Annotated in this window: 12 protein-coding genes; 2 read left to right on the forward strand and 10 right to left on the reverse strand. The window is 62.2% G+C overall.

Features of this window, described 5'->3' with window-relative positions; translation table 11 throughout:
- Positions 1-122 precede the first annotated feature (122 nt).
- Entirely contained in the window at positions 123-695 is a 573-nt protein-coding gene (locus EGJ22_RS24570) for a HutD family protein (protein ID WP_009683255.1), read from the reverse strand.
- Entirely contained in the window at positions 692-1,402 is a 711-nt protein-coding gene (hutC, locus tag EGJ22_RS24575) for a histidine utilization repressor (RefSeq protein ID WP_154211989.1), read from the reverse strand. The genes EGJ22_RS24570 and hutC overlap by 4 nt, the downstream gene beginning before the upstream one ends.
- 144 nt (positions 1,403-1,546) lie before the next feature.
- On the opposite strand from hutC, the gene EGJ22_RS24580 reads away from it, so the two are divergent.
- Positions 1,547-2,911 (forward strand): formimidoylglutamate deiminase, encoded by a 1,365-nt coding sequence (locus tag EGJ22_RS24580; protein ID WP_029887597.1) that lies wholly within the window; start codon positions 1,547-1,549, stop codon positions 2,909-2,911.
- A gap of 262 nt (positions 2,912-3,173) precedes the next feature.
- On the opposite strand, the gene EGJ22_RS24585 is transcribed toward EGJ22_RS24580, so the two are convergent.
- From EGJ22_RS24585 to EGJ22_RS24605, 5 genes are all read right to left on the reverse strand, one after another.
- On the reverse strand, positions 3,174-3,746 hold the full coding sequence (locus EGJ22_RS24585; protein ID WP_029887409.1) for a lipocalin family protein: 573 nt from the start codon (positions 3,744-3,746) through the stop codon (positions 3,174-3,176).
- Complete coding sequence (gene bamE, locus EGJ22_RS24590) at positions 3,743-3,997, reverse strand: outer membrane protein assembly factor BamE (protein WP_009681214.1); 255 nt, start codon at positions 3,995-3,997, stop codon at positions 3,743-3,745. The genes EGJ22_RS24585 and bamE overlap by 4 nt, the downstream gene beginning before the upstream one ends.
- Positions 3,998-4,224: 227 nt before the next feature.
- Positions 4,225-4,821 carry a DUF924 family protein gene (locus EGJ22_RS24595; RefSeq protein ID WP_029887410.1) on the reverse strand — a complete coding sequence of 199 codons (597 nt, stop codon included), beginning with the start codon at positions 4,819-4,821 and terminating at the stop codon, positions 4,225-4,227.
- Positions 4,822-4,824: 3 nt separating this feature from the next.
- Entirely contained in the window at positions 4,825-5,835 is a 1,011-nt protein-coding gene (locus EGJ22_RS24600) for a class 1 fructose-bisphosphatase (RefSeq protein ID WP_009681216.1), read from the reverse strand.
- 192 nt (positions 5,836-6,027) lie between these two features.
- Positions 6,028-8,478: a glycogen/starch/alpha-glucan phosphorylase gene (locus tag EGJ22_RS24605; protein ID WP_029887411.1), complete on the reverse strand. Its 2,451-nt coding sequence runs from the start codon at positions 8,476-8,478 to the stop codon at positions 6,028-6,030.
- Positions 8,479-8,664: 186 nt separating this feature from the next.
- Between EGJ22_RS24605 and EGJ22_RS24610 the strand changes: the two genes are divergently transcribed.
- Positions 8,665-9,069, forward strand: a complete 405-nt coding sequence (locus tag EGJ22_RS24610) for a YkgJ family cysteine cluster protein (RefSeq protein ID WP_003249225.1) — start codon at positions 8,665-8,667, stop codon at positions 9,067-9,069.
- Positions 9,070-9,192: 123 nt separating this feature from the next.
- On the opposite strand, the gene typA is transcribed toward EGJ22_RS24610, so the two are convergent.
- The 3 genes from typA to EGJ22_RS26310 form a co-directional block, all read right to left on the reverse strand.
- Positions 9,193-11,013, reverse strand: a complete 1,821-nt coding sequence (gene typA / locus EGJ22_RS24615) for a translational GTPase TypA (protein ID WP_009681218.1) — start codon at positions 11,011-11,013, stop codon at positions 9,193-9,195.
- Positions 11,014-11,141: 128 nt separating this feature from the next.
- Entirely contained in the window at positions 11,142-12,596 is a 1,455-nt protein-coding gene (gene thiI / locus EGJ22_RS24620; protein ID WP_009681219.1) for a tRNA uracil 4-sulfurtransferase ThiI, read from the reverse strand.
- Positions 12,597-12,657: 61 nt separating this feature from the next.
- Positions 12,658-12,840: hypothetical protein (locus EGJ22_RS26310; RefSeq protein WP_218567483.1), on the reverse strand; the 183-nt coding region annotated here is incomplete at its 5' end.

A 12,840-nucleotide genomic window follows, 5' to 3' on the forward strand; every position in this document is an offset into this window, starting at 1 on the left:
GCGCGGGCGGCGCTCGCTCTAACAGGCGCTGCATACCTTGTGGCAAACACCTGTCAGCCCTGATGCGATCCCTGTGGGAGCTGGCTTGCCGGCGATTGGGCTGCAAAGCAGCCCCGGCTATCTCAAGTTGGAATGAGTTCGATCAGGCAGCACCGCCCCTGCACATCCAGCTCCAGCAACGCTTCGTTGCCCTCCAGCCGCAGGCAGTCATACAACCCCAGCCGTTGCGCCTCACGCCCAGCCAAGGCCACCTCGACCTGATTACAGGCCGCAAACAGCAACACCGTCGACGCCGAGGTGTACATTCGCTGGGTACCGTCCAGCCACTGCAACCGCGCCCGGTAACGCTGCGGCGCATAGATCAGGTTGAAATCGCGAATCGCCCCGCCCAGCAACCTGCAACTGACCTGGCTCTCGCCACTGAAGGCAAATGCGTCGCAGGCCAGCAATGGCCGGCTGGCCTGGCCGTCCACCACCAGGCGCATGCCGTCGCCCTGCAGCACAGTGATGATCCGCTGGTAACCGGCAAACGTGGAGAAGCCGCCCGAGTCCTCGATATCGGCGATCGACAGGCGCCAGCCGAAGCCGTCCAGGCCTTCGCCGCTGTCGCGGGTGATTTCTTCAGTGAAACCGCCACCGTTCTTCCATGGCATGCGCGGGTAATCCTGCGCGCGCAACACCTGCAACTGGCTCATTTGCTGAAACGCCCCTCCAGGCGATGACGGGATCCGGGGTGGATCAGCCGCGCGGCAGTCACCGGCTGGCGGCCCGACCAGGTGCGGCGCCGAATCAGCAGGCAAGGCTCGCCCCGCTCGATCTGCAACAGCCGGCATTCCTCCGGCTCGGCGAGGATCGCCTCGACCACGTGCTCGCCTTCGGTCAAGGGCGCCACCTGGGACAGGTAGGCGTAGGGCGTCTGCCGGGTGAAATCCTGCTTGAGGTAGTCGGGGGCGATCGCCGCATTGACGTAACGGTCCTCGATCTGCACCGGCACGCCGTTCTCGAAATGCACGATCAGCGAATGAAACACCCGCTGGCCCTCGCGCATGTCCAGGGCCAAGGCGCGCTCCGAGCCGGCCGCTTCCTCGGTGAGGGTGATGACCTGACACGTATGCTTGTGGCCACGGGCGGCAATTTCGTCGGCGATGTTGTTCACCTCGAACAGCGCCGACCGACCTTTGGGCTCAGCCACGAAGGTGCCCACCCCTTGCATGCGCACCAGCAGGCCTTCGGCCGTGAGTTCACGCAGGGCGCGATTGATGGTCATGCGGCTGAAGCCGAGCTCGTTGACCAGCTCGCTCTCCGAGGGGACCCGGTGATGCGGCGGCCAGCTGCCGTTGTCGATCTGCTGGACGATCATCTGTTTGACCCGCGCATACAGCGGCGCCGGGCCCTCGCCCATCTGGGCAACCAGCGCGGAGACAGGAGGTGTCGGCACGGCGTTGGATCCTTGTGCGAATTTAATGGGCGGTAGCTTGCCGCAGTTTACCCGGCAGGCAAACGCCTGTATATGTATATACAAGCTAACAATAACAGGATTCGCACCATGCCCGCCTACTTCGCCGAACGTGCCCTGCTGCCCAGCGGCTGGGCCCGCCATGTCCGCATCGAGGTCGCCGGCGATGGCTACGTGGCCAGTATCGAGCCTGGGGCTGCGCCTGAGGGGGCCGAACGGCTCGCCGGGCCCTTGGTCCCCGGCATGCCCAACCTGCACTCGCATGCCTTTCAGCGCGCCATGGCAGGGCTGGCCGAGGTTGCTGGCAACCCCAACGACAGCTTCTGGACCTGGCGCGACCTGATGTACCGGCTGGTCGGCCAGATCAGCCCAGAACAACTGCAGGTCATTGCCCGGCAGCTGTACATCGAGATGCTCAAGGCCGGCTACACCGCGGTAGCCGAGTTTCACTATGTGCACCATGACCAGGCCGGCAAGCCCTACGCCGACCCCGCCGAGTTATCCCGCCGCATCAGTGCGGCCGCCGCTGACAGTGGTATCGGCCTGACCTTGTTGCCGGTGCTGTACAGCCATGCCGGGTTCGGCGGCCTGGCGCCGAACCACGGCCAGCGGCGCTTCATCAATACCACCGACCAATACCTGCAACTGCAGGCGCAGCTGGCCCCCGCGCTGGCCACACAGCCCGCGCAGCGCCTGGGCCTGTGCTTCCACTCGCTACGGGCGGTGGCGCCGGTGCAGCTCGCCGAAGTGCTGGCGGCCAGCGACACGCAAGCACCGGTGCATATCCATATCGCCGAGCAGCAGAAGGAAGTCGACGACTGCCTGGCCTGGAGCGGCCTGCGGCCCCTGCAGTGGCTGTATGAGCATGTCGACGTCGACCGGCGCTGGTGCCTGGTACACGCCACCCACGCAGCTCCCGACGAGGTCGCAGCCATGGCCCGCAGCGGCGCGGTGGCAGGCCTGTGCCTGACCACTGAAGCCAACCTGGGCGACGGGATTTTCCCGGCCGTAGAGTTCCTGGCCCAGGGCGGGCGCATGGGCATTGGTTCAGACAGCCATGTATCGCTGAGCGTGGTCGAGGAATTACGCTGGCTGGAATATGGCCAGCGGCTGCGTGACCAGCGCCGCAACCGCCTGTATCGGGGTGATCAGCCAATGGTCGGGCGCACCCTGTATGACGCCGCGCTGGCGGGCGGCGCCCAGGCGCTGGGGCAGCCAATCGGCGCGCTGGCCGTGGGCAAACGTGCCGACTGGCTGGTGCTCGACGGGCAGGACCCTTACCTGGCGATTGCCGAGGATGATGCCATCCTCAACCGCTGGCTGTTTGCCGGCGGCGATCGCCAGGTGCGCGATGTGATGGTGAATGGGCAGTGGGTAGTGCGCCAGGGGCGGCATGCACAGGAGGAACAAAGCCGGGTGGCATTTGCCGGGGTACTGCGGCAGTTGCTGGGGTAATGCAGGGCCATCACCAAGCTTGAGAACTGTGTAGTACCTGTGGGAGATCACACAGCCCTACGGGCTGCGCTATCCAATTCGTAAGCGCGACGCGGCCTGTGTGGGAGCGGGCGTGCCCGCGAAAAATCCACCGCGGTGGCTGGCACCGGCTACGCCGGTGTTCGCGGGCATGCCCGCTCCCACAGGGCCCCTGCTAAATCAATAAGTTATGTAGTGTTCTATGAGAGATGACTTGCCGGCGATAAGGCCGGCAATGCTGCCATCAATGCATCTTGACGATCTGCTGGTCGGAAGCGCGCCAGATCAAGCGGCTGGTGTCATAGCCCTGCTGACGGGCCTTGGCCAGCAGGTTCTCGCGCTGCCAGGCCGGCAGGGTCGGCGTGCGTGACAGGATCCACAGGTACTTGCGGTCCGGGCTGCCGACGATAGCAGTGCGATAGTGTTCGTCAACGTACAGAATCCAGTATTCACCCCGCGCCACGCCCGGCACCAGCTTGGTGAACCAGTTATCGAACTCGACCCACAATTTATCGGTATGGCCCGGCTCCTGGATATTGGCATGCCCTTCGGCGCGCAACCATTCGTCACCCATGGTGCGGCAACGGTTGAGTACCCCGTAGCTGCCATCGGACTTGAGGTTGTAATGGGCCTCGGACTGTTCGCAGCCCTCCTGGAAGCGCATGGGCAGGCGTGCCAGCTCGTACCATTTGCCCTGGTAACGCTTGAGGTCTACGTTGCCGGCGGTTTTTGGCGCCAGCGGGTCATGCACAGAGCCTGCGCAACCGCCCAGCAGCACCGCCAGGCATACCGCCATCAGCAGGTACACACGCCTCATTTGAGGCCCTGCCCTGAGTACATCAACACTTTGTCAGCCGCATACTGCACGCTGATGAAGCTCTTCTCGTCCCCCCAGGTGCAGCTGCTCATGCCCAACGCGCCGGAACATTCGGTCGGCGTGCCGAGCAGCTGCTCGACCTCGGCCTTGCTCATACCGGCCTTGATCTTGGAATAGTTTTCCTGGTTGATCTTGCTGCAGGCAGTCAGCACGACGCACAGCGACAACAGGGCGAGGGAACGCAACGACATTGAAGGACACTCCTGGGAAGATGAGACAGGCGAGTGGCCTGCAGTGACCTTCGACGTGAAAATCCCTCCTTTGTTCCCTGCCCTGCCCCCTGTACCCCTACACCATTGGTCGGATGGCCACTACTGTGCGATTAATCACAAAGCATCAGTTAACGGCCAATAAAAAAGCCGCCCCTTGTAGGGGCGGCCTTGTGTGGCGATGGCCTGCGCAGCAGGGCCCTGCAATCTCAGAACCTGGACCCGGGCTCCAGCAGGAAGTCCATCTCTTCGCTGGTGCTCGGGCGATCCAGCACCAAGTTGCGGTGCGGGAAGCGACCGAACCGGGCGATCACCCGCTGGTGCTGCTCGGCGTAGTCGAGGAAGCCTTCGAACAACCGGCGGCTGGCCTCGGGCTGTTCGCCCAGCAGCACCTGAAAGCGCTCGACGCACAGGTTTTGCCAGTCCAGCACCTCGGCGTGCTCCAGCACCACCAGCACGAATACCCGCTGGATCGGCAGCAGCTGGTAGTCCCAGTACCTCTGCAGGCCCTGCATGGCCACCACCTGGGCACGCCGGTCACCCTCGAAGGCGCGCGGTGTGTCGCGGTAGATCATGCGTGGCAGCTGGTCGAGCAGCAGCAGCAGGCCCAACCAGCCCTGCGGGCTTTGCTGCCACTCGTCGAGCCCGCCGGCCAGGGCCTGCTCCACCAGTTCACCGAACTGCGCATGGGCCTCGGCATCGTGGTGCTTGCCGAACCACAGCGTGCTCTTCTCGTCAGCCACGGCCTGGGCACTGGTGCCCCAACCGAACCACCATTCCAACAACGGCTGCCAAGGTGCGAGCATGACTTACTCCTTGTGGTAGGCGGTAACGCGCTCGACCTCTTCTTTCGAGCCAAGAATGACCGACACACGCTGGTGCAGGCTTTCTGGCTTGATGTCGAGGATGCGATCGTAACCATTGGTAGAAGCGCCACCGGCCTGTTCGATGATGAACGACATCGGGTTGGCTTCGTACATCAGGCGCAGCTTGCCCGGCTTGCTTGGCTCGCGGGCGTCACGTGGGTACATGAACAGGCCGCCACGGGTCAGGATGCGGTGCACGTCGGCCACCATCGAGGCGATCCAGCGCATGTTGTAGTTCTTTTTCAGCGGGCCGGTCTCGCCTGCCAGCAACTCGCCGACGTAGCGCTGCACCGGGGCTTCCCAGTGACGCTGGTTGGACATGTTGATGGCGAACTCGGCGGTGGTTTCCGGCACGCGGATGTTCTCGTGGGTAAGCACGAAGCTGCCCAGCTCGCGGTCCAGGGTGAAGCCCTTCACGCCGTTGCCCAGGGTGAGGATGAGCATGGTCTGCGGGCCGTAGATGGCGTAGCCGGCAGCCACCTGCTGGGTGCCTGGCTGCAGGAAGGCGTTTTCGTTCAGGGTTTCGTTCTGGCTCAGGTACTCGTTAGGGCAACGCAGTACCGAGAAGATGGTGCCGACCGACACGTTGACGTCGATGTTCGACGAACCGTCCAGCGGGTCGAAGACCAGCAGGTAGGCGCCTTTGGGGTACTTGCCCGGAATCTGGTAGGCGTTGTCCATTTCTTCCGAGGCCATGCCGGCCAGGTGGCCGCCCCACTCGTTGGCCTCCAGCAGGATATCGTTGGAAATCACGTCCAGTTTCTTCTGGACTTCGCCCTGCACGTTTTCCGTGCCCATGCTGCCCAGCACACCGCCGAGGGCGCCCTTGGACACGTGATGGCTGATTTCCTTGCACGCACGCGCCACCACTTCGATCAGGAAGCGCAGATCGGCAGGGGTATTGTTGCTGCGGGTCTGCTCAATCAGATAGCGACTCAGGGTAACGCGGGACATGTATGGCTCCGAAAGGATGGGGGAGATGAAAAACCCCCGCAGTTTACAGGGAGAGTTGCAGGCTAGCGAGTGATGAGACTCGCCACGGCACTCTGACGGCACAATAGGTCGGTAGTTCAGCGTGTGCCAGGCCGGTGGTCGGCGCCCGCCTTCTTCACGAGCGTGCCCGTGAAGAAGGCGGTGCAGGCACCTTCAATCCAGCGCTTTCCAGATCTGCGTAGCATATTCGCGAATGGTCCGGTCCGACGAGAACCAGCCCATCCGCGCCGTGTTCAGCACCGCCATGCGCCACCATTGCTCCGGCGTGTGCCACAAGTCCTCGACGCGCTGCTGGGCATCCCAGTAGGCATCGAAATCGGCACATACCAGGAAGCGGTCATAGGCCACCAGCCCATCGATCAAGCCGGTGTAGCGCGAAGGGTCGTCCGGCGAGAACACACCGCTGCGAATCGCCTGCAGTACGTCGTTGAGGCGGTTGGACGCAGCAATCGCCGCCGTGGCGCCAAAATCACCCGCCCGCTTGCGCGCCTCGACCTGCTGGGCGGTCAGGCCGAATATGAACATGTTGTCGGCACCGACCTGCTCGCACATTTCCACGTTGGCCCCATCCAGGGTACCGATGGTCAGTGCGCCGTTAAGGCCGAACTTCATGTTGCTGGTACCCGAGGCTTCGTAACCGGCCGTGGAAATCTGCTCGGAGAGGTCCGCAGCCGGAATGATGCTCTCGGCCAGGCTGACGTTGTAGTTGGGCAGGAACACCACCTTCAACTGGCCACGCACGGTCGGGTCGTTGTTCACCACCCGGGCGATGTCGTTGGTCAGCTTGATGATCAGCTTGGCCTGGTGGTAGCTGGCCGCCGCCTTGCCGGCGAAAATCTTCACCCGCGGCACCCAATTGGTGCCAGGGTCGTTGCGCATGGCCTGGTACAGGGCCACGGTATGCAGCAGGTTGAGCAACTGGCGCTTGTACTCGTGAATACGCTTGACCTGCACGTCGAACAGCGCTTCGGGGTTGACCGTGACGCCAACGCGGTCCTGGATGATACTGGCCAGGGCACGCTTGCTGTGCAGGCGCTGAGCCGCGAACTGCTTGCGGAAACCCGCCTTGTCGGCGAACGGCACCAAACCGGCCAGGCGCCCCTCCGGGTCGTCCTTGAGCTCCGGCCCCAGCGCCTCCACCAGCATGTCGGTGAGTGGCGGGTTGGACTGGTACAACCAGCGGCGGAAGGTAATGCCGTTGGTCTTGTTGTTGATACGCTGCGGATACAACTTGTGCAGCTCGGCGAACACCGTGCTCTTCATCAGCTGGCTGTGCAACGCCGAAACGCCGTTGACGCTGTGCGAGCCGAGGAATGCCAGGTTGCCCATGCGAACTCGGCGGCCGTTGTCTTCCTCGATCAGCGACACCGCCCGCAGCACGTCGAAGTCGTGCAGGCCTTTGGCACGCAGGCTGTCGATATGGTACGCGTTGATCAGGTAGATGATCTGCATGTGCCGCGGCAGCATGCGCTCCATCAACGCCACCGGCCAGGTTTCCAGCGCTTCGGGCAACAGGGTGTGGTTGGTGTAGGCCAAGGTGCCGACGGTCAGCTCCCAGGCCTTGTCCCATGGGATTTCGTGCTGGTCCACCAGCAAGCGCATCAGCTCCGCCACGGCAATGGACGGGTGCGTGTCGTTGAGCTGGATGGCGGCCGCATCGGGCAGGTTGAGCAGCGAGGCATGCTGGTTCAGGTGGCGGCGCAGCAAGTCCTGCAGTGACGCCGATACGAAGAAATACTCCTGGCGCAGGCGCAGTTCCTGCCCGGCCTCGGTACTGTCCGCCGGGTACAGCACCCGCGAAATGCTCTCGGCACGTGCCACCTCGGCCACTGCGCCCAGGTGGTCACCGGCGTTGAAACGCTCCAGGTGCAGCTCTTCCAGCGCCCGTGCCCGCCACAGGCGCAGGGTGTTGACGCTCGAACCCCGCCAGCCGACCACCGGCGTGTCGTACGCTACCGCACGCACGGTCTCGCCAGGTGACCACACCTGGCGTTGGTTGCCATGGTTGTCGTGCACCGTTTCGACGCTACCGCCAAAGCTGATCGGGTAGATCACTTCGGCCCGCTCGAACTCCCACGGGTTGCCGAAGTCCAGCCAGTTCTCGGTCTGCTCCTGCTGCCAACCATCGACCAGTGCCTGGCGGAACAAGCCATGCTCGTAGCGGATACCGTAGCCATGGGCGGCAATGCCCAGGGTCGACATGCTTTCCATGAAGCAGGCGGCCAGACGCCCCAGGCCACCGTTGCCCAGTGCGGCATCGGGCTCCAGCAGGCGGATGCGCTCCAGGTCCACGTCCAGGTCTTGCAGGGCCTCTCGGGCAATGTCCAGCAAGCCCAGGTTGCTCAGGCTGTCGTAGAGCAGGCGGCCAATCAGAAACTCCAGGGAAAGGTAGTAGACCCGTTTCTGGCTACGCCGGTAGGCCTGGCGGGTGTGGTCCATCCAGTGGTCGACCATGTGATCGCGCGCGGCCAGGGCGATGGCTTCGAACCAGTCATGGTCGAAGGCGTGCTCCGGGTCCTTGCCAACCGCATAGGTCAGCTTGTTCAGTACGGCAGCGCGAAAATCCGCGACTTCGGCGTCACGAGCTTCAGGTTCCTGGGACATGGGGCATCCTCGGGCAAGTTGACGAAAGCGGAGGGAGAGTGTTCAGACTAGACCCTTCGACAGGGAGAGACAGTTACGGTTCGCAGTTTTCATGCCGACTTGGTGATTCCGGCAAAAGGTTGTTCATAAATTGAACAATTCCGGTATCATCGCGCGCCCCAAGACCGTGATCCGCCCCTTATAAAGATGAAAACGACCCTGATCGCCGCAGCCGAAGTCGACCGCCTGGAGACCTGGCAGCGCTACACCAGCAACATGTGCCATGGCTGCCATTCGACCTGCTGCACCCTGCCGGTGGAGGTGAAGATCAAGGATCTGATCCGCATCGGCGTAGTCGACGAATTCGAGAAAGACGAACCGCCGAAGAACGTGGCCAAGCGTTTGCAGAAAGAAGGCATCATCGAGCGCTTCAACCAGAAGTCAGGCATCTTCACCCTGACCCGGATGAGCAACGACGACTGCATGTATCTGGATCGCAAAAGCCGCCTGTGCACCATTTATGACAAGCGCCCGGACACCTGCCGCAACCACCCCAAGGTTGGCCCGCGGCCGGGGTATTGTGCGTACAAGCCCAAGGTGGTCGGGCGCTAAGCGTTAGCCGTCAAGGGCCTCTTCGCGGGCTTGCCCGCGAATAGGGCCAACGCAAATTCTGCAAGCATAAAAAAACGCCACCGGCCTTTCGACCGGGGGCGCTTTTATTCAGCCTGAGCTAACTCAGTTCTTGGCTTTCTTGGCAGCGCGGGTACGCTCGCCTTCGTCCAGGATCTTCTTGCGCAGACGGATCGACTTAGGCGTGACTTCGCACAGCTCGTCGTCCTGGATGAATTCCAGAGCCTGTTCCAGGGTGTGGCGAACTGGCGGTACCAGGGCGATGACTTCGTCTTTGCCCGAAGCACGCATGTTGTCCAGCTTCTTGCCCTTGGTCGGGTTCACGCCCAGGTCGTTGTCACGGCTGTTCAGGCCGATGATCTGACCGTTGTAGATCTCCTGGCCGTGTTCAACGAACAGCTTGCCGCGAGCCTGCAGGGTTTCCAGCGAGTAGGTCAGTGCCTTGCCGGTTTCGACCGACACCAGAACACCGTTCAGGCGGCCAGACATCTGGCCCGACTTCATGGTGTCGTAGCGGTCGAAGATCGAGGTCAGGATGCCTGCACCGTTGGTCAGGGTCAGGAACTGGTTACGGAAGCCGATCAGACCACGGGCTGGAATGTTGTATTCCAGGCGAACACGGCCCTTGCCATCCGGCACCATGTTGGTCAGGTCACCCTTACGCAGGCCCATCTCTTCCATGACCTTGCCCTGGGATTCTTCAGGGATGTCGATGGTGACGTTCTCGAACGGTTCCTGCTTCACGCCGTCGACTTCGCGGATGATCACTTCAGGGCGGCCAACAGCCATCTCGAAGCCTTCACGACGCATGGTTTCGATCAGTACCGACAGGTGCAGCTCGCCACGGCCCGATACCTTGAACTTGTCAGGGGAATCGGTTTCCTGAACGCGCAGGGCCACGTTGTACAGCAGCTCCTTGTCCAGACGGTCCTTGATGTTGCGGCTGGTCACGAACTTGCCTTCTTTACCGCAGAATGGCGAGTCGTTGACCTGGAAGGTCATGGAAACGGTTGGCTCGTCAACGGTCAGCGGCTTCATCGCCTCTACCGCGTCCGGGGCGCACAGGGTGTCGGAGATGAACAGCTCGTCGAAACCGCTGATGCAGACGATGTCGCCAGCCTGGGCTTCTTCGACGTCTACGCGGTGCAGGCCGTGGTGGCCCATCAGTTTCAGGATACGGCCGTTACGCTTCTTGCCGTTGGTGTCGATGGCGACAACCGGGGTGTTCGGCTTGACGCGACCACGGGCGATACGACCAACGCCGATAACACCGAGGAAGCTGTTGTAGTCCAGTGCGGAGATCTGCATCTGGAACGGGCCGTCACGGTCAACAGACGGTGCTGGTACGTTGTCGACGATCGACTGGTACAGCGCAGTCATGTCTTCGCCCATGGCGGTGTGGTCCAGACCGGCGATGCCGTTCAGGGCCGAGGCGTAGACGACTTTGAAGTCCAGCTGTTCATCGGTGGCACCGAGGTTGTCGAACAGGTCGAAGATCTGGTCCAGAACCCAGTCCGGACGCGCGCCCGGGCGGTCGACCTTGTTGATCACGACGATTGGCTTGAGGCCAGCTTCGAAGGCCTTCTTGGTCACGAAGCGGGTTTGCGGCATCGGGCCGTCCTGGGCGTCGACCAGCAGCAGCACCGAGTCGACCATCGACATTACACGCTCGACCTCGCCACCGAAGTCGGCGTGGCCGGGGGTGTCGACGATGTTGATGTGGTAGCCGTTCCAGTTGATGGCGGTGTTCTTCGCCAGAATGGTAATACCGCGCTCTTTTTCCTGGTCGTTGGAGTCCATGACGCGCTCGTCGTTGAGCTCGTTACGCTCCAGGGTGCCGGACTGACGCAGGAGTTTGTCGACCAGGGTGGTTTTACCATGGTCAACGTGGGCGATGATGGCGATGTTACGCAGATTTTCGATCACAAGTGTATCTCGATCAGAGGATTCGGTTGCCGCCCAGTGTAGGCGGCGAATATGTACTGTTTAAGGCTCAGCGGGCCCGGCGGTCGGGAGGGCGATGGCGGATACTGCCGCCATACAGCCCCGGCGTCTTATGTCGGACGATAAACACGCACATTGGCATGTCCCTCACTGAGCAGGTGGTGTGCGTGCAAACGGCTCATCACACCCTTGTCGCAATACAGCAAGTACTGGCGCGTGGGGTCCAGGTGCTTGAACTTGCTGTTGATGGCATAGAACGGCATGGCCTGGACCTCGATACCTTCCAGTACCAGAGGCTGATCTTCCTGGGCGTCGGGGTGACGAATGTCGATGACGATCTGGCCTGGCAGCGCCTCGGCCACTTCCTCGATTTCGATGTCCTTGCCCAATTCATCGATCACGTGGTCGATGGAAATGAACTTGGCGCGCTCCAGGGCGCGCTCCAGCACGGCCATGTCGAACTGCTTTTCTTCGTGCTCCATGCGGTGGCGCTTGGCATGGGTGGTCGGGTTCACCGAGATCACGCCACAGTATTCCGGCATGTGCTTGGCGAAGTCGGCGGTGCCGATTTCGGTGGCCTGGTCGATGATGTCCTGCTTGTGCGTGGCCAGCAGCGGGCGCAGCACCAGCTTGTCGGTGGCCGAGTCGATGATCGACAGGTTCGGCAAGGTCTGGCTCGATACCTGGGAAATCGCCTCGCCGGTCACCAATGCGTCGATCTGCAGGCGGTCGGCCATATGCGCGGCGCCGCGCAGCATCATGCGCTTGAGGGTCACGCCCATGTAGCTGTTGTCGACCTTGTTGAGGATTTCGCCAACCACTTCCTCGAACGGCACGCTGATGAACAGCACGCGCTGGCTGCTGCCGTACTTCTTCCACAGGTAGTGGGCCACTTCCATCACGCCCAGCTCGTGGGCACGGCCGCCGAGGTTGAAGAAGCAGAAGTGGGTCATCAGGCCACGGCGCATCATCTGGTAGGCCGCCACGGTGGAGTCGAAGCCACCGGACATCAGCACCAGGGTCTGCTCCAGCGCACCAAGCGGGTAACCGCCAATGCCATTGTGCTGGTTGTGGATCACGTACAGGCGCTGGTTGCGGATTTCGATGCGCACCATCACCTCGGGGTTCTTCAGCGCGATGCCGGCAGCGCCGCACTGCTGGCGCAGCTGGCTGCCGACGTAACGGTCGACGTCCATCGAGGTGAAGTCATGGTGACCACCGCGCTTGCAGCGCACGGCGAAGTGCTTGCCGGCCAGCAGGTGGCCAAAATGGTGCTTGCACTTGGCGACGATATCGTCGAAATCACCCAGCGGGTATTCCTCTACCTGCAGGAAATGGGTAATACCCGGGGTGCAGGTGAGGCGCTCGATCATCTCGCGCTGGACTTTCTCGTCTTCGACGCGGGTAACCACTTCGAGGTTGTCCCACACACCATCCACCGCAAGCTCAGGGTCGAGGTCCTTGAGCACGTTGCGGATATTCTTGCCGAGCTGGCGGATGAAGCGCTTGCGCACCGGCCGGCTCTTGATGGTGATTTCTGGGAAGACTTTGACGATGAGTTTCATTGGTTAACAGCGCGCGCAGGGCCTGCCGAAAATGAGGGGCGCGAATTATATCGGAAATTGCTCAGGATTTGACCAACTTTTGATCAGAAGCTTTGAGATAAATGTCAGCGCAGGATTTTTTGGTGCCCGTGAGACCGAGCGCCGCCCGCGCGGCGCATCGCGAGCTACGCTCGCTCCTACGTTTGTTTCGGGCCAGTAACCCCTGTGCCAGGTGCGCGCGACCGCCTTGTTTGTACCGCGCGAT

It is taken from the genome of Pseudomonas sp. p99-361 (assembly GCF_003935475.1).
In the GTDB taxonomy this organism is placed as follows: domain Bacteria; phylum Pseudomonadota; class Gammaproteobacteria; order Pseudomonadales; family Pseudomonadaceae; genus Aquipseudomonas; species Aquipseudomonas juntendi.